The sequence below is a fragment of the Paraburkholderia sp. RAU2J genome (genome assembly GCF_003634845.1).
Classification (GTDB): domain Bacteria; phylum Pseudomonadota; class Gammaproteobacteria; order Burkholderiales; family Burkholderiaceae; genus Paraburkholderia; species Paraburkholderia fynbosensis.
In genome coordinates this window covers 2,040,111-2,065,790 of record NZ_RBXG01000001.1, presented here as the reverse complement: position 1 = coordinate 2,065,790, position 25,680 = coordinate 2,040,111, and the positions used below count along the sequence as shown (strand labels likewise).

Annotated in this window: 21 protein-coding genes and 1 pseudogene; 9 read left to right on the top strand and 13 right to left on the bottom strand. The window is 64.8% G+C overall.

Annotated elements, in window-relative coordinates; genetic code table 11:
* Positions 1–81 precede the first annotated feature (81 nt).
* Positions 82–1,065 carry a helix-turn-helix domain-containing protein gene (locus B0G69_RS09505; protein WP_121319268.1) on the bottom strand — a complete coding sequence of 328 codons (984 nt, stop codon included), beginning with the start codon at positions 1,063–1,065 and terminating at the stop codon, positions 82–84.
* 1,103 nt (positions 1,066–2,168) lie between these two features.
* On the opposite strand from B0G69_RS09505, the gene B0G69_RS42670 reads away from it, so the two are divergent.
* The 3 genes and pseudogenes from B0G69_RS42670 to B0G69_RS41350 all read left to right on the top strand — a co-directional run bounded on the left by B0G69_RS42670 (position 2,169) and on the right by B0G69_RS41350 (position 2,758).
* Positions 2,169–2,300, top strand: coding sequence for a hypothetical protein (locus tag B0G69_RS42670; protein ID WP_277873520.1), 132 nt, complete (start codon positions 2,169–2,171; stop codon positions 2,298–2,300).
* Positions 2,300–2,495 (top strand): annotated as a pseudogene (locus tag B0G69_RS41730) (hypothetical protein); the annotation flags it as partial. The gene B0G69_RS42670 and the pseudogene B0G69_RS41730, both read left to right, overlap by 1 nt.
* A gap of 122 nt (positions 2,496–2,617) precedes the next feature.
* Positions 2,618–2,758, top strand: a complete 141-nt coding sequence (locus tag B0G69_RS41350; RefSeq protein ID WP_199731168.1) for a hypothetical protein — start codon at positions 2,618–2,620, stop codon at positions 2,756–2,758.
* An 89-nt stretch (positions 2,759–2,847) separates the two neighbouring features.
* Here B0G69_RS41350 and B0G69_RS09495 read toward each other — a convergent pair whose 3' ends face one another.
* From B0G69_RS09495 to B0G69_RS09480, 4 genes are all read right to left on the bottom strand, one after another.
* Entirely contained in the window at positions 2,848–4,350 is a 1,503-nt protein-coding gene (locus tag B0G69_RS09495) for an MFS transporter (RefSeq protein ID WP_121316642.1), read from the bottom strand.
* Positions 4,351–4,495: 145 nt separating this feature from the next.
* A complete protein-coding gene (locus tag B0G69_RS09490; protein ID WP_121316641.1) occupies positions 4,496–5,734 on the bottom strand; it encodes a CaiB/BaiF CoA-transferase family protein in 1,239 nt (412 codons plus the stop codon).
* 26 nt (positions 5,735–5,760) lie between these two features.
* On the bottom strand, positions 5,761–6,720 hold the full coding sequence (locus B0G69_RS09485; protein ID WP_121316640.1) for a hydroxymethylglutaryl-CoA lyase: 960 nt from the start codon (positions 6,718–6,720) through the stop codon (positions 5,761–5,763).
* 327 nt (positions 6,721–7,047) lie between these two features.
* Positions 7,048–7,941 carry a LysR family transcriptional regulator gene (locus B0G69_RS09480; protein ID WP_121316639.1) on the bottom strand — a complete coding sequence of 298 codons (894 nt, stop codon included), beginning with the start codon at positions 7,939–7,941 and terminating at the stop codon, positions 7,048–7,050.
* A gap of 443 nt (positions 7,942–8,384) precedes the next feature.
* Between B0G69_RS09480 and B0G69_RS09475 the strand changes: the two genes are divergently transcribed.
* Together B0G69_RS09475 and B0G69_RS09470 are read left to right on the top strand one after the other, a co-directional pair.
* Positions 8,385–9,032, top strand: coding sequence for a LysE family transporter (locus B0G69_RS09475; RefSeq protein WP_121319266.1), 648 nt, complete (start codon positions 8,385–8,387; stop codon positions 9,030–9,032).
* Positions 9,033–9,265: 233 nt separating this feature from the next.
* Positions 9,266–10,054 (top strand): sulfite exporter TauE/SafE family protein, encoded by a 789-nt coding sequence (locus B0G69_RS09470; RefSeq protein ID WP_121316638.1) that lies wholly within the window; start codon positions 9,266–9,268, stop codon positions 10,052–10,054.
* Between the two features lie 151 nt (positions 10,055–10,205).
* Here the strand turns inward: B0G69_RS09470 and B0G69_RS09465 are convergent, their stop codons facing one another.
* From B0G69_RS09465 to B0G69_RS09455, 3 genes are all read right to left on the bottom strand, one after another.
* Positions 10,206–10,454 carry a hypothetical protein gene (locus tag B0G69_RS09465; RefSeq protein WP_121316637.1) on the bottom strand — a complete coding sequence of 83 codons (249 nt, stop codon included), beginning with the start codon at positions 10,452–10,454 and terminating at the stop codon, positions 10,206–10,208.
* A 326-nt stretch (positions 10,455–10,780) separates the two neighbouring features.
* Positions 10,781–11,119, bottom strand: coding sequence for a BON domain-containing protein (locus B0G69_RS09460; protein ID WP_121316636.1), 339 nt, complete (start codon positions 11,117–11,119; stop codon positions 10,781–10,783).
* A gap of 340 nt (positions 11,120–11,459) precedes the next feature.
* Positions 11,460–12,271, bottom strand: a protein-coding gene (locus B0G69_RS09455) for an IS5 family transposase (protein WP_121316635.1) whose coding sequence is annotated in 2 segments (ribosomal slippage) — positions 11,460–11,932 and positions 11,932–12,271 — 813 coding nt in all. Because the reading frame shifts where the segments join, the coding sequence is not laid out codon by codon here.
* Between the two features lie 479 nt (positions 12,272–12,750).
* On the opposite strand from B0G69_RS09455, the gene B0G69_RS09450 reads away from it, so the two are divergent.
* From B0G69_RS09450 to B0G69_RS09440, 3 genes are all read left to right on the top strand, one after another.
* Positions 12,751–14,322, top strand: a complete 1,572-nt coding sequence (locus B0G69_RS09450; protein ID WP_241991285.1) for a TAXI family TRAP transporter solute-binding subunit — start codon at positions 12,751–12,753, stop codon at positions 14,320–14,322.
* 91 nt (positions 14,323–14,413) lie between these two features.
* Positions 14,414–15,055, top strand: a complete 642-nt coding sequence (locus tag B0G69_RS09445) for a 2-hydroxychromene-2-carboxylate isomerase (protein ID WP_121316634.1) — start codon at positions 14,414–14,416, stop codon at positions 15,053–15,055.
* A gap of 295 nt (positions 15,056–15,350) precedes the next feature.
* Positions 15,351–16,337: a LysR substrate-binding domain-containing protein gene (locus B0G69_RS09440; RefSeq protein WP_121316633.1), complete on the top strand. Its 987-nt coding sequence runs from the start codon at positions 15,351–15,353 to the stop codon at positions 16,335–16,337.
* A gap of 84 nt (positions 16,338–16,421) precedes the next feature.
* On the opposite strand, the gene xdhC is transcribed toward B0G69_RS09440, so the two are convergent.
* Genes xdhC through xdhA form a run of 3 tightly spaced genes read right to left on the bottom strand, consistent with a single transcriptional unit; the run spans position 16,422 to position 20,966 of the window.
* The gene (gene xdhC / locus B0G69_RS09435; RefSeq protein WP_121316632.1) at positions 16,422–16,988 is read right to left on the bottom strand and encodes a xanthine dehydrogenase accessory protein XdhC; all 567 of its coding nucleotides are present in this window, start codon (positions 16,986–16,988) and stop codon (positions 16,422–16,424) included.
* Positions 16,989–17,034: 46 nt separating this feature from the next.
* Complete coding sequence (xdhB, locus tag B0G69_RS09430; RefSeq protein ID WP_121316631.1) at positions 17,035–19,398, bottom strand: xanthine dehydrogenase molybdopterin binding subunit; 2,364 nt, start codon at positions 19,396–19,398, stop codon at positions 17,035–17,037.
* 38 nt (positions 19,399–19,436) lie between these two features.
* Positions 19,437–20,966 (bottom strand): xanthine dehydrogenase small subunit, encoded by a 1,530-nt coding sequence (gene xdhA, locus B0G69_RS09425; RefSeq protein ID WP_121316630.1) that lies wholly within the window; start codon positions 20,964–20,966, stop codon positions 19,437–19,439.
* A gap of 399 nt (positions 20,967–21,365) precedes the next feature.
* On the opposite strand from xdhA, the gene B0G69_RS09420 reads away from it, so the two are divergent.
* Positions 21,366–22,577: an MFS transporter gene (locus tag B0G69_RS09420; protein ID WP_121316629.1), complete on the top strand. Its 1,212-nt coding sequence runs from the start codon at positions 21,366–21,368 to the stop codon at positions 22,575–22,577.
* A gap of 39 nt (positions 22,578–22,616) precedes the next feature.
* Here the strand turns inward: B0G69_RS09420 and B0G69_RS09415 are convergent, their stop codons facing one another.
* Complete coding sequence (locus tag B0G69_RS09415) at positions 22,617–23,840, bottom strand: alanine--glyoxylate aminotransferase family protein (RefSeq protein WP_121316628.1); 1,224 nt, start codon at positions 23,838–23,840, stop codon at positions 22,617–22,619.
* 161 nt (positions 23,841–24,001) lie between these two features.
* Positions 24,002–25,666, bottom strand: a complete 1,665-nt coding sequence (locus B0G69_RS09410) for a bifunctional aspartate transaminase/aspartate 4-decarboxylase (protein WP_121316627.1) — start codon at positions 25,664–25,666, stop codon at positions 24,002–24,004.
* Positions 25,667–25,680: the final 14 nt, after the last annotated feature.

Here is a 25,680-nt window from a genome sequence, read left to right as displayed (position 1 = left end):
TCCTTATAATTCTCAAAAGTCTAAGGAAATAGTTCCTGACGCCGTGTTACTCACGCGCCCGTCAACGCGGCCCCGCCCGCGCTATCCGCCAGCCATGCGGCGGCTTTGAATCCTGAATTCGGTGGGTGAAATTCTCATCCGCTTGCGGAACACTTTTGCAAGGCGGTCACCGTTGCCCATGCCGGTGCGCCGGGCAATCTTGTCGACCGGCAATTCCGATTCGGTCAACAGGCTGCACGTCACCGCAAGGCGTTCGTGCAGCAGAAAGCTCGATGGCGTGATGCCCATTTCCATCTTGAAGCGGCGCAGAAAGTTGCGCTCGCTCATCGCCGCGAACTGCGCCGCGTCGGCGATCGAAATCGACTGCTGGCAATTCTCCTGAAGCCAGCGAGCCGCCGCGCGCACCTTGTCGCCAGGGCTCAGGCCACCGTCTTCGCCCAGCAGCGGCGCGAGGTTCGAACATGAATCAGCGAGCAGGCGTTCGGCCACCGAGCGCGCCGTGGCGCCGCCGAGGTCGCGCTTGATCATCGCGAGCGCGCTTCTCATCGACTCGAGCCGGTCGCCTGCTTCGGCGGCCGCCTCAGGGTGCCGCGCGTCATTCGCCTGCTGAGCGGGCTCGGCGCTGTTCTTGCCCTCCGGCGCGTAAGCGGCCTCGAGCAGCACGCGCCCTTCCGCGATCGGCCGGATCATGCCGGTGTTGCGGCGCACGCGCCGCAGCCACGCAATCAGCCGCTCGTCGCCGGCGGCGGCGCATGCGCCTTTGCCGCCCGCCACGTACAACGCATCGAAGCCGCCGGAGTGCCGCGCGTCGAGTCCGTCGGTCCACACGCGCAGCGCGGACGATGAGGTCACCATGCCGCCATCGGCCGAGAGGAACGACACGTCGTACAGCCAGCCGCCGGCGCTCGACGCGGCCAGTTCATTGGCTGCCTGGAAAACCTCGGCCACCACACCGGCGCCCTGCAGCGAGCAGTCGTTGAACATCAGTATCGCGATGCGACGCATTCCCCTGGTCGGCGCGTGCACCCACCGCAGCATTGCAGACTCGAGACTCGCGCAGGTCATGGTCATCCTCTCTACAGAAAACGGATCTACTCTTTGCCGTCACGACACAGAGAACCCCGCTCTGTGCCGGTGCATCATCCGACGACCCTTCCAGCACATATCCGCCATGGCCGAAAAGCGCAGACATGTTGGCGTGCCCCCGACAGTGCCGGCAGTGAGACCGGCAATACGCCGCGGCCGCCCGCTTCTCGCCAATTTAATTGCCGATTCCACATATGAATGAATAGGCATTTTGCGAATCTTAATGCAAATAAAACGGCAGCTGCGTACGCCAGCGCACACTACACGACCACTCGAAAACGGCGCACTTACAATTCTATCCTCCCAAACTTCCGCCAGTTTTAAGTGATTTTTTTCTCGACGAATCGCAGGATGAGAGTAACCTCCTTCGCCGCGGTTGTCTGTGCCGGACCCCACGTAAATTTGCTCCGACGATAGGGCTTTGCATCATCTTGCAAAAACAGATATCCAATATAGGCACTTGAAAGCCGACCAGATTATTTAATTTATTGTTATCGGCAATCGGGAATATAAAGCTGGCGATTAATGTTTCAGACCTGAAACAAAGACATCTTTGGACCGCCTCGCAATAGGCGCGCCAATGGCCAATTGCGCCGAGGGCGGAGCGGGTCGATCCGACAGTGAATTGCGCAAATGCCTATGCGCTTTGCGCAGCAGTTTCCTTGCCAGGCAAGTAAAGCCCGTTCTGACCGCGTGCATTAACCATTCGATGATGCATTGCCAGCAGACGGTAGACGCCCTGTGCATTCGGATACCGCACCTGCCGTTTCAATAACGGCACACGCGACGTGTTGTATGGCAACGTTGCACAGCATGTCGTCAAAACGTTGTCGCATAGCGCGGGATGCCGGCTCGGTCCCCCGGCATCGGCCGCTATTGGGACAACATGGGCGTGCACGGTTACCACGACGCGCCGCCACATCCGCAGGCAACGTGGCGCGCAAGCGGCGCAATGTGGCGATAATTAGGCACTTCATGACAGGTTCCAGGCCTGCTGGCGTACAGAACTCGTGCACACGGACGGGTTAGGATGCCTGACAACATGCTGGAACCGCTTCTATTCTATGAACGCTCTTATATGGATGACACTGATCCTCGCTGCGATGATCGGCGCGTTCCTCTTTACGACGATCGGTGCATTGCTGTTCGCGCTGCTGCTTGGCAACGTGTCGGACCGGCTCGCCCGCACCGACGAGAATCATCGGGACTATTGATGCGCTCGCGAGCGTCTCGTCATTTCGAGCGAGGAGCTCACGCATCGATCGATCTGATCGTTGGCGATGCAGACGGATGCATTCTGCGTCGGCCATCGCCGCAACCGGCCCGCGCGCGACACGTGGTTTGTGCCGGGCGCTCGCATCCATAAGGACGAACCGCTCGACTCGACACTGGGCGCATTCGCGCCCATTCACGCGCTGCCCTCTGCGGTCCTCAATGCCAAAAGACAGAAATCCCAACAGTAATGGCAAAATCAGCGCACACTACCTCATTGCTCCTGTGAGGAGCAAAAAACGCCAATTGGGAGTCCATCATGGCAAAAGGTCAGATGCGCAGTAACCGCGAAGTGAAGAAACCGAAGCAGGAGAAGAAACCGCAACCTGCCACGTCGCCGTCGGGCGGGACACCGATTCGCGTAGCACCGAGCGTTGCGGCAACCCAGAAGAAGCACTAAACGCGAGCCGGCCCGCCTTCACAAGGCGGGCCGCTTTACTTCTGCTTGACTTCAGCTTGACTTCCGCGTTACTTCGCCGCCCGCAGCGGCTACCTGGAAATATCCTCCAGCGCGACATCGCGTGTTTTCGGTCCCAGCGTGCCGATGGCGATCATCACCACCGCCATCGCGCCGGAAATGAACACGAACACCCCGTTCACGCCAAAGCGGCTCAAACACCCCGCGATCACGAACGCCGAGAACACCGCTGAAAGCCGGCTCCACGAATAGACGAATCCCACCGCCCGCGCGCGAATGCTGGTCGGAAACAGTTCCGCCTGATACGCGTGATAGCTGTATGAAATGATGTTGCCCGCCAGCACGAGACACACGCCGAGACTCACCAGCAACACGGTCTCGCGCGCCTGGCTGAAGGCCAGCCCGCACACCACGTTCACCCCCGCCATGAAGATGATCACCGTCTTGCGCTCGAAGCGGTCGGCGATCAGCAAGCCCAGCAGCGGCCCGAGCGGCGCGGCGAGCGCGATGACGCTCGCGTACATCAGGCTCGTCGTGACCGTGATGCCTTGCTTGATCAGCAACGTCGGAATCCAGTTTGCGAAGCCGTAGTAGCCCATGGTCTGGAACACGTGGAAGATGATCAGCATCAGCGTGCGCCGGCGATAGGGCGGCGCGAGCAGATCGCGAAACGCCGCACGCGCGCGCACCGGCTCGGGCGACGCGGGCTGCGGCAGCGGCCGGCCGTATTCGCGCTCGACGCGCGCTTCGAGCCGCTTCATCACCGCGTCGGCTTCCCCGATGCGGCCTTTTTGCGCAAGCCAGCGCGGGCTCTCCGGCAAACGCAAGCGGATCCACCACACCACGATCGCGCCGACCACGCCGGTCAACACGACGAGGCGCCAGCCGTCGAGGCCGAAGTAACGGTGCGGCACCAGCAGATATGACAGAAACGCGACGATCGGCACCGCGCAGAAGCCGACCGCCTGCGAGCACGCCGACGCGCGGCCGCGAATATGCTTCGGCACGAGCTCGGAGATGTACGTGCCGATCGTGACGATCTCGACGCCAATGCCGATGCCCGCGATGAAGCGCCACAGATTGAGCCCGAACGCGGTGTCCTGAAAAGCCATGATGATGTTGGCCGCGGTGTACCACAGCAGCGACCACGTGAAGATGGCCCGTCGCCCGAAACGGTCGGCGAGAAAACCGCACGCCGCCGTGCCGATGAACAGGCCCGCAAACAACGCGGCGATGAAGCTCGCGACGCCGCTGGTGCCGAACAGACCATGGGTAGTCGCGGTGAGAATGCCGCTGCGCACGAGTCCCGGCGCAATGTAGCCGGAGAACATCAGGTCGTACAGTTCGAAGAAGAGGCCGAGGCTCAGCAGCATCACCAGCTTCCAGATCGAACGGGTGGCGGGCAGGCGATCGAGCCGCGCGGAAATGCGCGCGCCTTCCAGCGCGATCTGCCCGGCGTGGTCGGCCGCCGCTGCGCCTGCGCCTGTATCCTTGTCCGTGTCCGCGGGCAGGCCGCCCAGTGCGGCGGCATCGCCGAGTGCCGTCGCATACACCGCTTGATTCGACGATTTCATCGCCTGTCTCCAATCCAACGCAAATGATTGCGGAACGCCGGTCTATCGCCGGATGAAATTTGAGGGGACTACATTGGCGGCGCCGGACAGCACACCGCGCCTCGACCGTCGCGCCGCGTTTGCCCTATCCGGCACCATGCGCAGGTCACGCCGCTTCGCGCGGCGCCCGAGCCGCACCACCGCCCAGCGCCGCGATCTGCGCGTCGTCATAACCGAGACCGCGCAGCACGTCGGCGGTGTGCTCGCCGATCTTCGCGATCGGCTGACGCGGCTGCAAACGCGCGCCGTCCATCGAAATCGGCAGCAAGGGCATGGCGGTCTCGCTGCCGTCGTCGAGCGTCAGGCGCGCAAGCCCACCGCTTTTGTTCAGATGCGGATCGTCGAACAATGCTTCCGGCTTCGTGATCGACGCGAACGGAATATGGTCGCGCTCGAACAGCGGCACGAGCGCCGCGCCTTCGAATCGACACAAGGTTTCGCCGAGCGTTTTCAGCAGCCACTCACGCGCCAGCACGCGATCGTTGTTGGTCGCCAGACGCGGATCGGCAATCAGGTCGGCGCGGCCGAGAATCGCGCACAACGCGCGCCACTGACCGTCGCCGGTCGCGGCGATGAACATCTGCTCGCCGTTGGCGAGCGTGAACACGTCGTACACGGCCCACGCGCTGATGCGCTCCGGCATCGGCGCGGCGGGCACGCCGGTCGCGGCGAACTGCTGCATGTGCTGCGCGCACAGCAGCACACAGTTCTCGAACAGCGCGCTCTGCACTTCCTTGCCGCGTCCGCTCGCATGCCGTTCGTGCAGCGCGGCGAGCACGCCGATCGCGCCGAACATGCCGCCCATGATGTCGTTGACCGAACTGCCCGCGCGCAGCGGCCGGCCGACCGGTCCGGTCATGTACGCGAGGCCCGCCATCATCTGTACGACTTCGTCGAGCGCGAGGCGGTGTTCGTACGGGCCGTTCAGAAAACCCTTGTGCGACACGTAGATCAGCTTCGGATTGCGCTCGCGCAGTGTCGCGTAATCGAGCCCGAGACTCGCCATGCGGCCCGGCTTGAAGTTTTCGACGAACACGTCGGCGGTATCGACGAGCCTGTGCAGCGCGGCGAGTCCCGCTTCGCTGTCGAGATCGAGCGCGACGCTCTTCTTGTTGCGATTGAAGGTGCGGAAAAAACCCGCACCGGTGCCGAGCAGACGGCGCGTGCCGTCGCCGCGCGGCGGCTCGACCTTGATCACTTCGGCGCCGAGGTCGCCGAGAATCATCCCGCAGGTCGGGCCCATCACCATATGCGACAACTCGATCACGCGAATACCCGCGAGCGGCAACGCGCCCTGCTGCGGCGCGGACGACGCGGAATCGGAAGTGGACGAAAGCGGAGTCATTGCAGCACCTGCGGTTAGGAAGCGGGTTAGAAAGATGCGCATGCCTGACGGCCGGCGGCGAACTGCTTCGGCAAACCGGCGCGTGCCAGGTAGCCGTACAGCGGCTCGCCGGGCAACGCATCGGCGAGCACGGCGCGCGAGGCGAGCAGCTTCGTGAGATCGATACCGGTGTCGTAGCCCATGCTGTCGAGCATGAACACGAGGTCTTCGGTATTGACGTTGCCGGTCGCGCCCGGCGCATGCGGACAACCGCCGAGGCCGGCCAGCGACGCGTCGAATTCGCGGATGCCGTGTTGCAGGGCAACCAGCGTGTTGGCGAGGCCGAGGCCGCGCGTGTCGTGGAAATGCAGCGAGCGCAGCCGCGCGCCCGCGACGTCGCGCACCAGTCCGATGATCTCGCCGACCTGGCGCGGCGTCGCCTCGCCGGTGGTGTCGCCGAGCGCGATCGCGTCGGCGCCCGCCTGCAGCGCGGCGCGCGCGATCGCGGCGATATCCGCGTACAGCACCGCGCCTTGCAGCGTGCAGCCGAACACCGTCGACAAACCGGCGATCAGTTCGACGCGCCGCATCCCGCCGTTCGATGCGGCATCGATCGCCTCGCGCATCGCAGCGAACGCGTCGATCATGTCGGCGGGCGTCTTGCGTACGTTGGCGAGGCTATGCGCGGCGCTCACCGATATCGGCGCGACGATCCGGTGTACGCCGCTGTCGAGCGCGCGTTGCGCGCCCTTCAGATTCGGCACCAGGGCCGTCACGATCAGATCGTCGTAGCTGAGCGCATGGGCGATGACTTCACCGGCATCGGCCATTTGCGGCAGCAGTTTCGCGGGCACGAACGACGCGACTTCCATATGCCGCACGCCGGCTGCATAGGCGGCGTCGATCCAGCGCCGTTTGAACTCGGTGGGCATCGTGCGGGCGATGCTTTGCAGGCCGTCGCGCATGCCGACTTCGGTCACGACGACGCGCTCCTGGGTGTCACTCATGGTCTTTGATCCCGGTGTCGGATTGCGCTGGAGAGGCGGAAATGAAGCAACTGGATGAGAGCGTGCCCGCGCACGGGCGCGCGCGGAAGTCTGCGTTGACGACGCCGTCCATCGCGGCTCGCGATGGCAGCGCCGGCCTGCTGGGCGGGCGTTTGCGCGCCGGGAGGGGAAACCCTTAAGGGGTTTTCAGAAGAGGTGTGTGCGGGGATTCAGGGGGTCATGCTGAGCCGCAGCGGACAAGCGGCGTGCACGATCAATGTCGGCGCACGCGTGGTCACGAAGCGCGCGCGCCTGCCATGTGAGTGCGGTGAAGGCGCGATCCACGCGTCAGACCGCGCCCAGCAAATGCGTCAGCAGATGTGACGCCGCCAGCGTCAGCGCATTCCGATCCCGCATACAGATCACGAAGCGCCGCTCGGCCCATGCCTCGCGCAACGGCACGGCGACGATGCCGTATTCATCGGCGGCATGGCCGGGCAATGCCTCGAGCGGCAGGATCGCCACCGCGAGCCCGGCCTGGATGAAGCGATAGGCGGCATCGAACGTCGACACGTAGGTTCGATAGTTCAGCTCGCCGCCCTTCTCCACCGCGATGCGCTGCATCAGCGCATTCACCGACGCATTCGACGCGAGTCCGAGGTGATCGAAGGCGAGCGTCTGCTCGAAGCCGACGGCGGCCTCACCGGCAAGCAGATGCGCGCGCGGCACGATCAGCGCGAGATGATCGGCGCGATACGGCAGGACGTCGAGACTGCCCATCGGCACGACGTCGCGGCAGATGCCGAGATCGGCCACGCCCTCTTCCAGACCACGCACGATTTCGCCACTCACTCGCTCCTCGACATCGACGCGAATTCCCGGATTGGCCTTCAGGAACACCGACAAGGCCTCGGGCAAGAACTCCACCATCGACGACACGTTCGCCAGCACCCGCACATGTCCGCGCGCGCCGGCCGCGTACTCGCTGAGTTCGGCCTGCAGCCGTTCATGGCCGCGCATGATGAGCCGCGCATGGCGCAGCAGCGCCTCGCCAGCGGCGGTCGCGCGCACGCCGCGCTGGCTGCGCGAGAGCAACGCGACATCGACCAGCGCCTCGAGATCGGCGAGCCGCTTGCTGACCGCCGACGGCGCGATGAACTCGCGTTCGGCCGCGCGTGCGATCGTCCCTTCCTCGCACACGGCGATGAACAAGCGCAGCGTCACCTGATCGATCTGCCACATGAGCGGGCGCGCTCCCGAAATTTGCAGTGGCAAAATTATGCCCGAGGAAGGCGCGCGTCGAACCGATCCCAGGGTATCCACGGCCGGTGCGCGAGCCGGATGGCGCAGGCTCGCCGGGGCGCGGGCTTACGGGGCTCGATCCGGCGCAAAAGCGGCTTTCGGCAAGCTCGCGCGGCCTTGCCCGCGCCTGCCGGTCTGGCTATGCTGACGGACGCGCCGATTGCCGCCTTCGCACGAGCAACGCCGCGTGGGCGCAAGGCTCTGCGTACGAGCGGCAAGATGGCAAGAGCGGCAAGAGCACCACGAACACGAACGGCACGAGCCGACGAACCGCCGCGAAACGCCGCGACGCGCCGCGAACTGCGAACCACGCACCACAAGCCGCCGCAACGAAACGATTCACCCTGCGTCACGAACCTGAACCACCGCTCAAGGGCTTTCCCATGTCGACCACCAGTCTTTTCTTCACGGCCGCGGGCGTCGGCCTTGCGATTGCCGCGCCGGTCGGCCCGATGGGCATGCTGTGCATCCGCCGCACGTTGACGGGCGGCCCGCGCGCGGGACTGGCGATCGGCTTCGGCATTGCAACCGGCGATGCGCTCTACGGCCTGATTGCGGCGCTGGGCCTCGTCGGTATTTCGCAGTTCATGCTTGCCTACGATCGCCCGCTGCATCTGCTCGCGGGTCTGTTCCTGCTCTATCTCGGCGTGCGCACGCTGCTGCAGAAGCCTTCCGCCGACACCTCGAACGGCAACGGCAACGGCGACGGCAAGCTCGCGCAGGTGGGCCGCGCGGGCGCCTTGCGCGCATATGCGAGCGCCTTGCTGCTCACGCTGACCAATCCGCAAACCGTCATCATGTTCGCCGCGCTGTTCACGACGCTCGCGCCGCGCGGCGCCTTCTCCCCGGCCATTGCGCTGACCACGGTGGGCGGCGTGTTCGTCGGCTCGATCGCGTGGTGGTGCGTGCTCGTGAGCGTGGTGTCGCTAGCGCGTCACGCGATCGGCAGCCGGCTGCGCCTCGCGATCGACCGCGTGGTCGGCTTCACGCTGGCGGCGTTCGGCGTCGTCGAGATTCGCCGCGCGCTTTGAACGGGACTCGCCACGGAACGCGCAGCGCGCTCGCGCTCGACCGTATTCCGTACGCAAGCGCGGCAGTTTTGCGACAATAGCGGCTTTCGCCGCGCCGCGGCGGCCCGTGGCGCGCCTGCGGTGCACCTGTGCCGAGCCGCACTGCGCGCCGCTGCCTGGGGCGCGTGGCGGCCCACACGCGCCGGCCGCGCCGTCCGATCCTTCCACCCATCCGACCGTCAGCGGTCTGCTCAATGGCACTTCCCCACATCGAACTGCTGTACTCCGTCTCCGGCCTGTTCGTCGGCTTTCTGGTCGGATTGACGGGCGTCGGCGGCGGCTCGCTAATGACGCCGATCCTGGTTTTGCTGTTCAACGTGCATCCGGCCACCGCGGTCGGCACCGACCTGCTGTACGCGGCCGCCACCAAGGCGACCGGCACGCTCGTGCACGGCCTGAAGGGTTCCGTCGACTGGCAGATCACCCTGCGCCTCGCCGCCGGCAGCGTGCCTGCCGCGACGATCACGCTGGTCCTGCTGCATCGCTACGGGATGGACACGCCGGGCGCGAGCCGGCTGATCCAGATCGTGCTCGGCGCGGCGCTGCTGGTCACGGCGGTGGCGCTGGTGTTCCGGCCGCAGCTCGCGGCGCTCGGCGCGCGCGGCCAACGTGCGCCGAACCAGGGACGCACGCTCGCGCTGACCGTGCTGACCGGCGCGATACTCGGCGTGCTGGTGTCGCTGACGTCGGTAGGCGCGGGCGCGATCGGCGTGACCGTGTTGCTGCTGCTGTATCCGTTGCTGCCGACCACACGCATCGTCGGCTCGGACATCGCGCATGCGGTGCCGCTCACGCTGCTGGCGGGCGCGGGTCATTGGCTGCTGGGTTCGGTCGACTGGTCGATGCTGGCGTCGCTGCTGGTGGGATCGCTGCCGGGTATCGCGATCGGCAGCTACCTGTCGTCGCGCGCGCCGGATGCGCTGCTGCGCAACCTGCTCGCGGCCACGCTGACGCTGGTGGGTGTGCGGCTCGTGATGGCGTGATGCATCGGCGCAGGCGCTGATGTGAGGGCCGACCCAAGGGGCAATTGACGCGCTAACCTCGGCATCGGCCGAGCCGGCAAGCTGAGCCCTAACGTCAGCATCGACGTGAGCGCCAGCCGGCGCCGACATCAACAGAGCGCCGCCCCCGCCTCTACTTGAAGAATCTGCTGGTCAGATCGGCTTCGAACTGCCTGATCCATTGGCCATCACTGTCGCGATACGACTGCGTCCAGCCGGCGCGCCGCACGGTGACGAGACGTTCGTGCGCGGGCTCGCCGGCCTTCGCGCAGGCACTGATGTCGAAGTGCACCGGCGCGAAGCCGTGCCGCGCGCACACCAGCTCGAAAGCCGCCCGATCGCCGATCGGCAGATCGGTGTAGCGCAAAAACGTGGTTCCCATGACATTGACTCCGATTCCCATGCGTCCACAGTACGCTTCGCGCGACGTCAGTTCTGTGTCGCAACGCACGGAGAAGTCTTCGCAGCATCGACGGCAGCCAATATGCCACCCGGAAACCATCAGCGCGGTTCCCAATAAGCATCGCGCCAAAAAATCAGGGCAAAAAAGGCCCCGGCATTGTGCCGGAGCCTTGGGACACACCTGCTTCACGATCGCGCACGCCGTGTCGAGCCGCCGCCGCCCTCTTGCACCCGCGAGCCACCGCGTGCATCGGTCAAGTCCGCCGGGCGCAGCCGGATTCGTGCCGCGCGCGCATGACAGACTGATTACTGTTGCATCACGGTCAGCTTGTTCGACACCGACTTCACGCCCTCGACGCCCTTCGCGGCTTCGCCGGCGGCATCGATCTGGCCTTGGTCGGGCACCGTGCCCGACAGCGTCACCGCGCCAGAGCGAGCACGCACGGAAATGTTCGACACGTCGAGGCCTTGCGTCTTGGTGAGGGCGCCCCGAACCTTGCGGCCCAGTTCGTTGTTCGCCCGCTTGCCGGCCTTGACCGTTGCCGCCGCCGACGACGGCGCATCGTTCGACTGGGCGTAGACGTTGCACGCCAGCACCATTGCCACGACCGAACCCAGCGTTTTCAGATAACCGACAGATTTCATGGTTTCTCTTCTCCTTGGTTTCAACATTGGACCGCGTGTACAAGCGGTTTCGTTACGACTACCGGCGGCCCTGCGCGAGGGGACACGCAGCGAGGTGCGTCCCGGCGCCGGCCGGCTTTGGCTGCAACACGTATGCGAGAGGCGGGAGAAACCGGCTGCCGTTTGCCGCATGCGATGACGGACATGCCTGCGGTACGGAACCGGCAAGCCGCGACGTTCGAGAGCGTGCCCGGTTCTGGTGTGGTGCCGGGTCACGCCGCGCAAACCCTGGTTCGCGGCAGCGATCCTCAATTTAATCCAGGCGGCCCGGAAGCGCAAAGGTTTAGAGGCTGTTGCGAAATTAGTTAAACACCGGTTTGAGACGCGTCCAGCAAATCAAGGCACAAGCGAGAGACAGGAAGGCCTCGTGAACATGAGCATGGCGTTCGTAGCGAATCTTCAGGCGTCGAAACGAGTGAAGCCATGCAATCGAACGCTCGACTGGCCAACGCGTTTTGCCCAGACCACTGCCGTGAGGCGAACCGATTTTTGCGAGCACCGGCGTGATGCCGCGTTCCCGCAAGCGCTGCCGATGAGGCTCGGAACTGTAGCCTCGGTCGCCCTGAACGATTTGTGGTTTATGCAGGGGACGCCCCCGCTTGCCCCGAATGTGCGGAATGGCCTCGACCAACGAATCAAGCTGGGTAATGTCGTGGCGGTTTGCGCCGGTCAGGATGACCGCGAGCGGGATGCCTTGCGCGTCGACGATGAGGTGGTGTTTGCTCCCGAGCTTGCGCCGGTCCGTGGGATTCGGGCCGGTTTTTTTCCCGCCAGCACGGCACGAATCGATGAGCTGTCCACGAGCGCTCGGGACAAATCGATTTCGCCACGACGACGCAATTCGGCCAGCAGCGTTTCGTGGATGCGTTGCCAGACGCCTGCTTCCTGCCATGCGACGAGCCGTCGCCAGCAGGCAGTGCCTGAGCCGCACCCCATCTCCTGCGGCAGCAGATTCCACGCGATGCCTGAGCGTAGTACGAACACGATGCCCGTCAGCACAGCGCGGTCGGGTGTCGGCTTGCGCCCCGCATATTGTCGATTGCGAGGTGCTCGCGCAGGCAGAAGTGGTTCGATAAGTGACCACAGTTCGTCGTCTATGAGTTCTTTAGGCATCGCTTCCTGTCAGGCAAAACAAGACAGAAAGTTAACACCAAGTCAGAAAAGTTAACAGACCAGAAAATTAATTTCGCAACAGCCTCTTAGTCATCCGCGCGGCATGCGGCGGCGTCGGGTGTGGGACTTGCCACGCATTTGCGACGCATTTGCGCGACGCATTCGCCACGCATGTGCCAGGCGTGTGACAGCCGCGCCGTCCGGGCAATGAACACCTCCGGCATGCACACCGCCTGCACGCCATGTTCATACTGCGGTCACACCGCGTTCACCATTTGTTACGGGTTTGTCGGCGTCTGGCGCCACCGCGCGTTTCGCCGTCCTATGAATCTCAGGTACCATCGGCGCGACGCGCGCGACCGCGCGGTTTGCACGATATCCGCCACGGCCGGCACGCCTGGCCTCGCTCGCTCCGAGCGCCTCGCTCAGGTTCGTGCGCCGCCCCTGTCCACTTTCGACCGTAGCCCTCACGTCATCCGATGAAGCCCGCCACCGGCCGCAAAGGCCCTCCCCGTCTCGTCGCCCGGTTTGTCGCAATCTCCTGGCGCGACCTGGCGGTCTCGTTCGGACCGCTCGTGCTGCTCGTCGTCGTCGCGATCTGGGCCGCCGTGCGGCTGATCCAGCCCGCCCCGCCCAGCACGCTGACGATCACCACCGGCCCCGTGGGCAGCACCTTCTGGAACGCGGCGCAGAAGTACAAGACGATTCTCGCGCGTAACCGCATCATGGTGAATGTGCTGGCCTCGGAAGGGTCGCTGCAGAACCTCAAGCGGCTGTCGGACCCGCAGGCGAACGTCGATGTCGGCTTCGTGCAGGGCGGTGTGGCGCCCGGGGCGGTGAACAAAAACCTGATGTCGCTCGGCAGCGTCGCGTATGTGCCGCTGGCGATCTTCTATCACGGCCCGCCCGTCATGTGGCTGTCCGAGTTGAAGGGCCAGCGGCTGGCGGTCGGCGCCGAGGGCAGCGGCACGCGCGAGCTGGCGCTCGCGCTCCTCAAGGCCAACGGCATCGTGCCGGGCGCCGCGACCAAACTGCTGCCACTATCGGGCGATGCCGCCGCCGACGCGCTCATCTCAGGCAAGGTCGACGCGGCCTTCCTCGCCGGCGATTCCGCGCAGCCGGCGGTCATGGGCAAGCTGTATCGCACGCCGAACGTGCGTTTCTACGATTTCACGCAGGCCGAGGCGTACACGCGCCGCTTTCCGTATCTGACCCAGCTGAAAATGCCGATGGGGTCGTTCGACCTCGGCAAGAATCTGCCTTCGGCATCGATCGGCATCGTCGCGCCGACCGCCGAGCTGGTGGCGCGCGACTCGCTGCATCCCGCGTTGTCGGATTTGCTGATCGAAGCCGCGCGCGAGGTGCACGGCGGCGCGAGCATCATGCAGCGCGCCGGCGAATTCCCCGCGCCGATCGCACACGACTTCCCGCTCAGCGACGACGCCGCGCGCTACTACAAGTCGGGCAAGAGCTTCCTCTACCGGACCCTGCCGTTCTGGGTCGCGAGTCTCGCCGACCGGCTGCTGGTGATCGTGGTGCCGCTTGTCGTGCTGCTGGTGCCGGCCTTGCGCGTCGTGCCGGGGCTCTATGCGTGGCGGGTCAAATCGCGGATTTATCGCTGGTACGGCTCGCTGATCGCGATCGAGCGCAGCGCGCTCAGCGAACATTCGCCCGCCGAGCGCGCGTCGTTGATCGAACGGCTCGACGCGATCGAGGAATCGGTCAACGGATTGAAGATGCCGCTCGCGTATGCGGATCAGTTTTATGTGCTGCGCGAGCATATCGGCTTCGTGCGCCGGCGGCTGACGCAAAGCCGCGAGGGCCAGCGTGACGAAGCGGAGGATGCGGACGACGGCCGGCCGGACGACGAATCGCGCGAGCAAGACGCGCGCGGCCCGGCTGCGGCCAGTGGCGGCGAAGTCGCGCCGCTCTCGGCCCGTGGTGAGGCCAATGACACGCATCAGACACATGAAGCGGCGGAACTCGGCGCGACGCCCGGCCCCGCTGCCGACCCGGCCAACCCTGGCGGGAGCGCCGCCAAACCATATTGAACGGTGCAAGCCGTGGCTGCACCGCGTAAGATCATCACAATTTTGACGTTGTAGCGAACGCATCGTCAGACAGGCAATTCGGGAGACATTTATGACCGTTGGCATCGACGCCAAGCAACCGCTGTGGTTTTACGACTTCGTCTCGCCGTTCACGTACCTGTTGCTCGAGCAACACGACAAATGGCCCGGCTTCGACTTTGCATTCACGCCGGTGGTGCTGAACGACCTGTACGCTCACTGGGGACAGCGGCCCGCTTACAGCGTGCCCGCCAAGCGCACCTTCATGTACCGGCACGCGCTGTTTCGCGCGGAACAGCTCGGCATTCCGTACAAGATGCCGCCGGCGCATCCGTTCGATTCGATGAAGGCGCTGCTGCTGGCCACGGCCGCGAACGGCGACATCAGCTTCGTGCGCGAGATTTTCCGCTTCATCTGGCGCGAAGGGCGCGATCCGTCGAACGATGCGGACTTCGCCGAACTGTGCGAACGCGTCGGTATGCCGGACGGCCCGGAGCGCATCAAAAGCGAGGCAGTGAAAGCGCAATTGCAGCGCAATACGGCCGATGCGATCGGGCTCGGGGTGTATGGCGTGCCGACCTTTCGTCTGAACGATCAGCTGTTCTGGGGCGAAGACGCGCTGCCGATGGTGCTGTACTGCGCGCGCACGCCGAACTGGCTCGAATCGCGGGAAGTGAAGCGGATCAGTTCGCTGCCGTCGGGGCTGGTGGACTAGCTGGCGGAGCGAGGGGGGCGACGCGCAGGCTTCAGGCGGCTGGCGGCGTGGTTTGCCGTTCCTGGCGCCTGCGTCGCAGTCTGCTCGGCTTCGGGCTTCGGCTTCGGCTTGGGGTTCAACCGAATCGCACCGAAACAACCCCCGCTGATGCCGGCCATACCGCGCCTGCTATGCCGCTACACCGCAAACGGGCCTAAGGTTATAACCTTTGCGCCCCGCGCGCGGGCCGTGTCGCGAGCCGGCTTCGTGCCGCGCTTCATCCGGGCCGCTCCGCCCGCACCGCCCCGCTCAAACCATGGATGACGACGACACCGCCGCCTCACTCGATATCTGGCTCGTGCGCGTGCTGCGCACGCTGCTGGTCGAGCGCAGCGTCACGCAGACCGCGCTGCGTCTGAATCAGACCCAGCCGGCCATCAGCACCGCGCTGCGCAAACTGCGCGAGACGCTGAACGACCCGATCCTCGTGCGCGGCAAATCCGGCATGGTGCCGACCGAATATGGCGAATCGCTGCTGGCGAGTGCGCAACGCGTGCTGCGCGAAGTCGATTTCGTCGCGACGCCGCATGGCGACTTCGATCCCGCCCGCTCACGCCGCACCTTTCGCGTGGCCGCGCCGGATTATCTGAACGACTTCTTCATGCCGACCGTGATCGCGCAATTTCGCGAAGCGGCGCCGCATGCGCGGCTCGAAATCGAATCGCTGGGTCCGCTGCTCGATCACTCGGCCGCGCTCGACGCCGGCGAACTCGATCTGGTGATCGGCAACTGGCCGAAACCGGATGCACGGTTCGAGCGCAGCGATCTGTTCTCCGATACCGTCGTGTGCCTGATGCGCGCCGATCATCCGCTGACCCGCGCGCCGCTCACGCGCGACGCGTATCTCGCCGCGCCCCATCTCGCGCCGACGCCGTACAGCGGCGCGCGCGGCGGCGCGATCGACACCGGTTTCGCGCGCGCGCACGCCGAGCGGCGGATCGTCGCGACGCTGCCCTACTTTGGGCTGGTGCCGCAGACGCTGCTGCAATCGGATCTGATCTTCACGACGACGCGCCGCTTTGCGATGCACTATGCGGACATGCTGCCGCTCGCGGTGGTCGAGGTGCCGATCGCTTTTCCGCGCATCAAGTGCTATCAGCTATGGCATCCGCAGCCGGACCGGCCGAGCGATGTCGGCTGGCTGCGGGCGTTGATGTCCGAGGTATCGGATGGACTGGTCGCGCAGAAGGTCAGGCGCGTGAAGCGGCCTCGGCAAAAAGAAGAGCCGGGCAAGCCGAAGTGAAGGTTTTTTGCGGCAATCACGTTTGGCTTTGCACGTCCGCATGTGCCGCGCTCTCGTGAATGCCTACGGCGGTGCGCCGCCTCGTCAAACCGTCGCGCAGATCTTTTGCGTCGCGACCTGCGCCACCACCTGGCGGGTCCTGATCTGCAGCAACTCCGCGCACACCGCAACCGCGATCGCCGGCGGCGCCTTGTCGACGATGCCGTCCACGCCGATCGGACACGTCATCTCCACCAGCCGATCCGCTTGCACGCCGCGTTGGAGCAACCGCCGCTCGAATTTCACCCGCTTGGTCTGCGAACCGATCATGCCGAAGTAGGTGAAATCGCGCCGCCGCATGATGCGTGCGGCAAGCGAGAAATCGAGCGCGTGGTTATGCGTCATCACGAGAAAGTAGGCGCCGGGCGGCGCCGCATCGACGATTGCATCCGGCGTGTCGGTCGCTTCGATCTGCACGTTGGCGGGCGTCTCGTCGGGGAACAGTTCGTCGCGCTCGTCGACCCACTGGACGAGGCACGGCAAGCTGCCGAGCAGCCTGACGAGCGCATGCCCGACATGCCCCGCGCCGAACAGCACGATATGCATCGGCGCCGGACGCGGCATCTGCGCGGCGCTGCGCCGGCCGATCTGAACGGACGAGAAATCGTTCATGGCGAGCCTCCCTGTGTGTAGATTGTGCACGCGCGTCGTGCCGCGCTCATTGCCGCGCCGCCGCAGCGGCGCGCACCGCGCCGACCGCCTTGAGAATTTCCTCGCTGGTCGCCGGCGCATTCAGCGGCGGATTGACCTTGTGATCGCCGACCGCCGACACCGCATCGCGCACCGCAAAGAACACCGAGAACGGCAGCAGCAACGGCGGCTCGCCGGTCGCTTTCGAACGATGGATGCTGTCCTCGGCATTGCGGTTCTTGAAAAGGCGCACACGGAAGTCCGGCGGCGTATCGTTCACCGTCGGAATCTTGTAGGTCGACGGCGCGTGCGTCATCAGCTTGCCGCCCGCGTTCCACCACAACTCCTCGGTCGTGAGCCAGCCCATCCCCTGGATGAACGCGCCTTCCACCTGGCCGACGTCGAGCGCCGGGTTCAGTGACGCGCCCACGTCATGCAACGCGTCCGCGCGCAGCACGCGCATTTCGCCGGTCAGCGTGTCGATCACCACTTCCGACACCGCCGCGCCGTACGAGTAGTAAGAGAACGGCCGGCCTTGCAGCTTCGACTGATCCCAGTAGAGCTTCGGCGTCGCGTAGAAGCCATCCGACCAGAGTTGGACCCGCGCGATGTAGGCCTTCGCGATCACCTCTTCGAACGGCACGACCACGTCGCCGACCACCACGCGCTCGTGCGCGAAGCGCACGTCGGCGGCGTTCACCTGTCCGGCGCCGAAACGCTCGGCGGCGAATGCTGAGAGGCGTTCGCGCAACTGGCGCGCGGCATCCTGCGCGGCCTTGCCGTTCAGATCGGACCCGGTCGATGCAGCGGTGGCCGACGTATTGGCGATCTTGCTGGTGTCGGTCGCCGTCACGCGAATGCGCTTGAAGCCCACGCCCAGTTCATGCGCGACCACCTGCGCGACCTTGGTGTTCAAGCCCTGGCCCATTTCGGTGCCGCCGTGATTCACCAGCACCGAACCGTCGGTGTAGATATGCACGAGCGCGCCGGCCTGGTTGAAGTGCGTCACGTTGAACGCGATGCCGAATTTGACCGGCGTCAGCGCGAGGCCCTTTTTCAGCACTTCGTTGTTCGCGTTGAATTCGTCGATCGCCGCGCGGCGCGCGCGGTATTCGCTGGTCGCTTCGAGTTCGTCGATCAGTTCGTGAATCACGTTGTCTTCGACGATCTGGCCATACGGCGTCTGGTTGCGCTCGGTCTTGCCATACAGATTGCGGCGGCGCACGTCGAGCGCATCGACGCCCACCGAGCGCGCGACGTTGTCCATGATGTATTCGATCGCGAACGCGCCTTGCGGGCCGCCGAAGCCGCGGAACGCGGTATTCGACTGCGTGTTGGTCTTGCCGCAGAAGCCGTCGATGGTCACGTCCGGGAGCCAGTACGCGTTGTCGAAGTGGCACAGCGCGCGCGTCATCACCGGGCCGGACAGGTCGGCGGAAAAGCCGCAGCGCGAGGTCATGTCGACGGACACGCCGTCGATCACGCCCCGGTCGTCGTAGCCCACTTCATACGTGTAGTGAAAATCGTGGCGCTTGCCGGTGACCATCATGTCGTCGTCGCGGTCGGGGCGCAGTTTCACCGGGCACAGCAGCTTCCACGCGGCGAGCGCCGCGCAGCACGCGAACAGGCCCGATTGCGATTCCTTGCCGCCGAAGCCGCCGCCCATGCGCCGGCATTCGACCAGCACGTTGTGGGACGCCACGCCCAGCGCGTGAGCGATCATGTGCTGCATTTCGGTCGGGTGCTGCGTCGAACAGTAGACGTGCATGCCGTCGTCGTCCTTCGGCACCGCGTACGAAATCTGCCCTTCCAGATAGAACTGCTCCTGGCCGCCGAGCAGCATCTCGCCGGCCTCGCGATGCGCGGCGCGTGCGATCTTCGTCGCGGCTTCACCGCGTGCGAGCTTCATCGGCGGCAACACGTGCTGGTTCGCGGCGCGCGCCTGCTGCGCGGTCAGAATCGCCGGCAATTCCTCGTAGACGATCTCGGCGCGGCGCGCGGCAAGCCGCGCGGTTTCGTGCGAGGTCGCGACCACGATGAAGATCGGCTGGCCGATGTATTGCACGAGCCCGTCGGCGAGAATCGGATCGTCGCCGTGGACGATCGGGCCCACGTCGTTGACGCCGGGGATGTCGTCGGCGGTGAAGATGGCGACCACGCCGGGTGTGGCGCGCACCTTGTCCACCGAGATCGACACGATCTTCGCATGCGCTTTCGACGACAGCCCGAGCGCGGCGTGCAACGTGCCGGCGAGCGTCGGGATGTCGTCGGTATAGGTGGCGCGGCCGCTCACATGCAGATGCGCGGACTCGTGCGGACGCGACACGTGGACCTGGGTGAAGTCGTCGAGATCCTGAAGGTCTTTCAGGAACGGCTCGGCTTGCTGATTCATTGTGATGTTCTCCGTATCCTACGTAGGCTGACCGCGGATCAGGCGCTCGCGGCGGCAGGCGCGCTCGCGGCGGCGACCGCGCGCACGTCGAGCGTGCTCTTGGGCAGCGGATTGTGCGGACGCGTTTCGAGCCAGAAGCGGTACAGCGTGTTCTTCGCGGCTTCGAGCCGGTAGTCGCTGGTCGCGCGCATGTCGGACAGCGGCGCATAGTCGTTGCCGAGCGCGAGCATCGCGGCCTGCGCGGTGGCTTCGTGCCATTCGGCATCGCCCAGCACGGCTTCGGCATGCGTCGCGCGTTTGGGTGTCGCGGCCATCCCGCCGAACGCGACGCGCGGCTCGCGAATCAGCTTGCCGTCGGCGATGAACGAGAACGCGGCGCACACCGCCGAGATATCCGAATCGAAACGCTTCGAGAGCTTGTAGGTGCGAAATTGCAGATTCGCGCGCGCGCCGGTGCGCGTTGGCACTTTCAGCCCGACGACGAACTCGTGCTCCGCCATGTCCTTCTTCTGATAAGCGAGGTACAGGTCTTCGAGCGGCATCTCGCGCTCGATCTCGCCGCCGCGCACGATCACTCGCGCGCCGAGCGCGATCAGACCCGGCATGGAATCGCCGATCGGCGAGCCGTTGGCGATATTGCCGCCGAGCGTGCCGGCATTGCGAATCGGCAGCGAAGCGAAGCGCTGCCACATCTCGGTCAATTCGGGGTACTGCTTCGCAATCTCCGCATAAGCCTTCTCGACGCTCACGCCCGCGCCGATCTCGATCCACTCGCCGTTGGTTTCGAGCTTCTGCAATTCGGCGATCTGGCCCACGTAGACGAGGTGGCCCAGCTCGCGCATCTGTTTCGTGACCCACAGGCCGATGTCGGTGCTGCCGGCGAGAATGCGCGCGGCCGGTTGGGCTTCCTTGATCTTCGCGAGCGCAGCGACGCTGCGCGGGGCGTCGAACTGCTGGCCGGCGTGCTCATAGTGGAAGGTGTTCTCGCGCGCCAGCGTGGCGAGCGTGGCGGCGAGCGCGGCGACGTTCACCGGCGCTTTCGGCGCGGGCGCGTCGAACATGCGCACGGCCGCATCGACGATCGGCCGATAGCCGGTGCAGCGGCACAGGTTGCCGGTCAATGCATTGCTGATCGCTGCGCGCGACGGCACCGTGCGGTTCGCGCAACCCTGCTCGTGGCCGTGCTTCTCGTACAGCGACCACATCGACATGATGAAACCCGGCGTGCAGAAGCCACATTGCGAGCCGTGGCATTCCACCATCGCCTCCTGCACCGGATGCAGCGAACCATCGGGCTGACGCAGATCCTCGACGGTGTAGAGCGCTTTGCCGTCGAGCGTCGGCACGAACTGGATGCAGGCGTTGACCGTCTTGAAGTCGACGCCGCCCGCTTCGTTGCGCTCGCCGAGCACGACCGTGCACGCGCCGCAATCGCCTTCGGCGCAGCCTTCCTTGGTTCCGGTGCAATGCGCGTCCTCGCGCAGATACTGCAGCACCGTGCGGGTGACGGGCGCGTCCTTGATCTCACGGATCGCGTTGCGGTGATAGAAGCGAATCGGCTCAGTCATGTCTCTTACTCTCGGATTAATCTCGAATGTTCTGTGTCCGTGGGGACGTGCTGCAGCGATGGTTTGAAAGCTATCACCGTCAATAAAGGCAACCCATAGCGTGGATCGCATGGGGGACATATTCGCCAGGCGATATAGAGGGTCGTTTGGGAGCGGGTTGGCTTATGTTGGAATGAGCTTTTTGCCGTGTATTGGTTCTTTTTGCAGAATATTGGTCATTGCCAATCATGGCATGCTCCGCTCGCCAGACAAAAATACGGACACTGAACAGGCGAAATCCGGCCACTATGTGGGTTCGCGACGCTGACCCGACGGTCAGCAAATTATGCAAATGCAGCAAAGGAATCGGTTCCATGGGAAAATCATGCCTTCCCGCCGAATTCAAGTCTCGTTTTCCCCATGTCCACTGACTCCGCGCCACCTCGCAGCGAATTTGCGACGACCCTGCAGATCATTCCGGTCGTCTTTTTCACCTTTCTTTGTTATCTGACGATCGGCATTCCGCTGGCGGTGCTGCCCGGCTATGTCCACGGCGACCTCGGCTACAGCGCGGTGCTGGCCGGCGCGGCCATCAGCGTGCAATACCTGGCGACGCTGGCCTCGCGCCCGCTCGCCGGCCGCTGCGCCGATACGCTGGGGCCGAAGCGCACGGTGTCGATCGGTCTGCTGGGTTGCGGCGCGAGCGGCGTCCTGCTGCTGCTCGCCGTGTTGTGCGGCGATTGGCCGGTGCTGAGTCTCACACTGCTGGTGTTCAGCCGGCTGGTGCTCGGCTTCGGCGAAAGCCTGTGCGGCACCGGCGCGATTCTGTGGGGCATCGGCCGGGTCGGCACGAGCAACAACGCCCGGGTGATTTCGTGGAACGGCATCGCGACGTATGGCGCGCTGGCGATCGGTGCGCCGCTCGGCGTCGCGATCGCACACGCGATCGGCTTTGCCGCGCTCGGCATTCTGGTGATTGCGCTGGCCGCGCTCGGTTTCTATCTGGCTCGCCAGATCGCGCCGGTACCGCTCGTCCACGGCGAGCGGATGTCGTATCGCAGCGTGTTCACGCGGGTGCTGCCGCATGGCATCGGCCTTGCGCTCGGCTCGGCCGGGTTCGGCTCGATCGCGACTTTCATCACGCTGTTTTATGCGGCGAAGAACTGGCCGAATGCGGCTTTGTCGCTCACGGTGTTCGGCACGCTGTTCATCGGCGCGCGCCTGCTGTTCGCCAACACGATCAAGACCTACGGCGGCTTTCGCGTTGCGATTGCCTCGTTCTCGTTCGAATGCGTCGGCCTGCTGATGTTGTGGCTCGCGCCCGAGCCGCATATCGCCCTGGCCGGCGCCGCGTTGACCGGCTTCGGCTTCGCGCTGGTGTTTCCGGCGCTCGGCGTCGAAGCGGTCGGACTCGTGCCACCTGCGAGCCGCGGTGCGGCGCTGTCGGCGTACTCCGTGTTTCTCGACCTGTCGCTCGGCATCACCGGGCCGCTGGCCGGTTATATCGCCGGGGAATTCGGCTATGGGTCGGTGTTCCTGTTCGCCGCGGTTGCTGCTGCGGCGGCGGTCGTGCTGTCGACCGTGCTCTATCTGCGCAACGCCAAGGTGACTGGCCAGCCCGCCGCGCTGTGACAGAATTGTTTTTTGCCTGCGCTTGGCGCAGGCAAAAAACTACTTTCCTTCCGACAACCCGCGTTCGAGCGCCGCCACGCCGGCCGGCAAATCGACCTTCACGCCGAGATCCACCATCGTCCTGCCGAGCGCATGCACGGTGCGGAAAAGATTGTGTTCGCGGCATTGCTCGCCCATCTGTCCGATCCGGACGATCGGCAAACCAAACGAGCCCGAAATTTCCACCTGATGTTGCCGCGAAATATGCGAGCAGACATCCGCGGGAGTCAAACCGCCCGGCACTTCGATGCCGACCACCGAGTTCAGGCGGCATGCTTTTGGCGCATACAACTGCAAGCCGAGCGCCGTCACGCCGTCCTGCAACGCCAGCGAACATTTCAGATGCCGTGCGAAACGCTTTTCGAGCGTCTCCGCGCACACCAGCCGCAACGCCTCGTGCAACGCGAGCACGCCCGAGACCGGCGCGGTGTAGTGATAGCCGGCGTTATGCCAGAAGTTCTCCGCGAGCGATGCATCCAGGCACCAATGCGCATTCGCTGCGGTGCGTCCTTTGACGCGCGCCCAGGCCGCATCGGAAAACGCGATCAGCGACACGCCCGGGATCGACGACAAACCCTTCTGCCCGCCCGTGATGACCGCGTCGATGCCCCACGCGTCCATCTCCAGCGGCATCGTGCTCAGCGTGCACACCGCGTCGACGATCACCAGCGCGCCGGAGGCTTTCGCGAGCGCGGCAATATCCTTCAGGTGGTAATTCCACACCGTGTTCGACGTCTCGCCCTGCACGACCGTGACAACTTCGGGACGCTCGCGGCGAATCGCATCGGCGATCTGTTCGAGGCTCGCCACCGAGCGGTCCGCGACTTCGAGCGTGCTCACTTTCGCGCCCACACGCCGGCCCATTTCGCCCATGCGGTCGCTGAAGAAGCCGTTCTTGATGCACAGCACGCGCGTGCCTTCCCACGCGAGGTTGGAGATCGCCATCTCCATCGCGGCCGATCCCGGTCCCGCCACGCCCAGCACCCACTTCGATTGCGTCTGGAACACGTAGCGCGCCATCGTCTTCACCTGAGTGATCACCTTCACCATCGCGCCGCCCAGGTGATTGATCACGATCGTGTTGGCCTTGGCCACGGCGGCGGGAATCGGCACGGGGCCGGCGCCCATCATCAGAAGCGGCTCTTCGGGAAGGATGGCGTCGAGCGATTCGACAACCGGACAGGGCACTACGGAAGCAACGGCAGAAGGTGATGAAGTCGGCATGATCGGTACGTGAATGTCAGGGTGCGGAGGAACGCGTGGCCTCACCGTCCATGACGCCGGTGAGGCCACTCGTCCGATCATTCACTGATCCACGCGATTGCGCAAGTTTTTTGACTATGCCTGATGAGGCGACGGCGCCAGCGGCACCGCCGCCTCCTGCGTCATTTCACCTTGGTTTTGTCGAGCTTCTTGCCGGTCGCCGCGTTGAAGCGCTCCACATACTCCTCCATCAGCTTGCGCAGCGCACGGCCGATTTTCCGGTAGTCGGCCTCGTTGAGATTGGCGAGCGACACGCGCCCCGACGGATGCTGGGTCCCGAAGCCTCGGCCAGGCAGCAGCACGACCCGCGCTTCGCGCGCGAGTCGGAACAGCAACTCGGACGGCTCCGTGTTCTTGTAAAGCCACTCGACGAACTCACGGCCATACGCCCGCTCGCCGAGGAATTCGACGTCGAGAATCGTGTAGTAGTCGACCTGGTTCGGATCGTCGTCCTCGAACGAGATGCCGACCTCTTCGTAAAGCGCGCGCTTGCGGCTGCGGATCAGGCGCTTCAACGCGTTCTTGTAGGCGTCGGGCGTGTCCATCAGCGAGAACAGCGAAAACAGCACCATCTGCACCTGCTGAGGCGTCGACAAACCCGCTGTATGGTTCAGCGCGACGGTGCGGCTGTCGGCCACGAGACGGTCGATGAACTTGAGCTTGTCCGGCTCGGTCGTGATCGACTCGTAACGCTCGTGCAACTGCTTCTTCGCGTCTTTCGGCAACTCGGCGATCAGCCTGTCGAGCACGTTGTCGCGATGCGTGGCGATCGTCCCCAGACGCCAGCCGGTCGCGCCGAAATACTTCGAATACGAGTACACGAGGATGGTGTTCTTCGGTGCGAGCGCGAACAGCGACACGAAGTTGTCGGCGAAGGTGCCGTACACGTCGTCGGTGAGCAGAATCAGATCCGGCCGCTCTTTCACGATGTCGGCAATGTACTGAAGGCTTTCGTCGTCGATCCTCACCGACGGCGGATTGCTCGGGTTCACGAGGAAGAACGCCTTCACTTTCGGATCGCGCAGCTTGTCGAGTTCCTCCTTCGAGTACTGCCAGCCGTTGGCGACATCGGCTTCGAGATTCACGACGTTCAGCTGGTAGTCGTTCAGACGCGGAATCTCGATGTACGGTGTGAAGATCGGCATGCCGAGCGCGATCGTGTCGCCCGGCTTGATCAGGTGATTCTCGCGCATCGTGTTGAAGATGTACGTCATCGCGGCCGTGCCGCCTTCCACCGCGAAGACGTCGAACTCGCCGATGAACGGCTGATCGCCGATCATCTCGCGGCGCAGATACTGCCCGACGATCAGTTCGGATAGCTTGAGCATGCGGTCGGGCACCGGATAGTTCGACGCGAGAATCCCCTCGCACATTTCATACAGGAAGTCGCCGGCCGAGTAGCCCAGCTGATCGCGCACATACGACACCGCACCGCGCAGGAAGTCGATGCCCGCGACGCCCTTGTTCTCGCGCAGGAACAGATCGAAGCGTTCCGTCAGGCCTTCGCGCTTCGGAAACCCGCCGATGCCTTCCGGCATAAACGCAAACGAGCGCTCCGATTCGCGCATCGCAAAGAGGCCGAGTTGCCAGAACCCGTGACGCGGAATGGTCGCGAGAAAGTTCGGATTGCCGCGCCCGGCGTTGAGCATCGACGCGTTGGCGGGCCGCTCCACGGCGCCGCCGCCGGCGGCCTTGATCAACTCGTCCTTCAGTTCGAACGGGCTGAGCGCGGACAGTCCGGGTTGCGCCATGTCCCCTTGTTTCTTGTCGCTCTTCTCTTTTGCCATGATGGGTTCTCCAA

What these genes read in the sequence shown, in the direction of transcription:
- B0G69_RS09505 (WP_121319268.1), bottom strand. Translation starts at nt 1,065, where the DNA reads ATGACCTGCGCGAGTCTCGAGTCTGCAATGCTGCGGTGGGTGCACGCG.
- B0G69_RS42670 (WP_277873520.1), top strand. Translation starts at nt 2,169, where the DNA reads ATGACACTGATCCTCGCTGCGATGATCGGCGCGTTCCTCTTTACGACG.
- B0G69_RS41350 (WP_199731168.1), top strand. Translation starts at nt 2,618, where the DNA reads ATGGCAAAAGGTCAGATGCGCAGTAACCGCGAAGTGAAGAAACCGAAG.
- B0G69_RS09495 (WP_121316642.1), bottom strand. Translation starts at nt 4,350, where the DNA reads ATGAAATCGTCGAATCAAGCGGTGTATGCGACGGCACTCGGCGATGCC.
- B0G69_RS09490 (WP_121316641.1), bottom strand. Translation starts at nt 5,734, where the DNA reads ATGACTCCGCTTTCGTCCACTTCCGATTCCGCGTCGTCCGCGCCGCAG.
- B0G69_RS09485 (WP_121316640.1), bottom strand. Translation starts at nt 6,720, where the DNA reads ATGAGTGACACCCAGGAGCGCGTCGTCGTGACCGAAGTCGGCATGCGC.
- B0G69_RS09480 (WP_121316639.1), bottom strand. Translation starts at nt 7,941, where the DNA reads ATGTGGCAGATCGATCAGGTGACGCTGCGCTTGTTCATCGCCGTGTGC.
- B0G69_RS09475 (WP_121319266.1), top strand. Translation starts at nt 8,385, where the DNA reads ATGTCGACCACCAGTCTTTTCTTCACGGCCGCGGGCGTCGGCCTTGCG.
- B0G69_RS09470 (WP_121316638.1), top strand. Translation starts at nt 9,266, where the DNA reads ATGGCACTTCCCCACATCGAACTGCTGTACTCCGTCTCCGGCCTGTTC.
- B0G69_RS09465 (WP_121316637.1), bottom strand. Translation starts at nt 10,454, where the DNA reads ATGGGAACCACGTTTTTGCGCTACACCGATCTGCCGATCGGCGATCGG.
- B0G69_RS09460 (WP_121316636.1), bottom strand. Translation starts at nt 11,119, where the DNA reads ATGAAATCTGTCGGTTATCTGAAAACGCTGGGTTCGGTCGTGGCAATG.
- B0G69_RS09450 (WP_241991285.1), top strand. Translation starts at nt 12,751, where the DNA reads ATGAAGCCCGCCACCGGCCGCAAAGGCCCTCCCCGTCTCGTCGCCCGG.
- B0G69_RS09445 (WP_121316634.1), top strand. Translation starts at nt 14,414, where the DNA reads ATGACCGTTGGCATCGACGCCAAGCAACCGCTGTGGTTTTACGACTTC.
- B0G69_RS09440 (WP_121316633.1), top strand. Translation starts at nt 15,351, where the DNA reads ATGGATGACGACGACACCGCCGCCTCACTCGATATCTGGCTCGTGCGC.
- xdhC (WP_121316632.1), bottom strand. Translation starts at nt 16,988, where the DNA reads ATGAACGATTTCTCGTCCGTTCAGATCGGCCGGCGCAGCGCCGCGCAG.
- xdhB (WP_121316631.1), bottom strand. Translation starts at nt 19,398, where the DNA reads ATGAATCAGCAAGCCGAGCCGTTCCTGAAAGACCTTCAGGATCTCGAC.
- xdhA (WP_121316630.1), bottom strand. Translation starts at nt 20,966, where the DNA reads ATGACTGAGCCGATTCGCTTCTATCACCGCAACGCGATCCGTGAGATC.
- B0G69_RS09420 (WP_121316629.1), top strand. Translation starts at nt 21,366, where the DNA reads ATGTCCACTGACTCCGCGCCACCTCGCAGCGAATTTGCGACGACCCTG.
- B0G69_RS09415 (WP_121316628.1), bottom strand. Translation starts at nt 23,840, where the DNA reads ATGCCGACTTCATCACCTTCTGCCGTTGCTTCCGTAGTGCCCTGTCCG.
- B0G69_RS09410 (WP_121316627.1), bottom strand. Translation starts at nt 25,666, where the DNA reads ATGGCAAAAGAGAAGAGCGACAAGAAACAAGGGGACATGGCGCAACCC.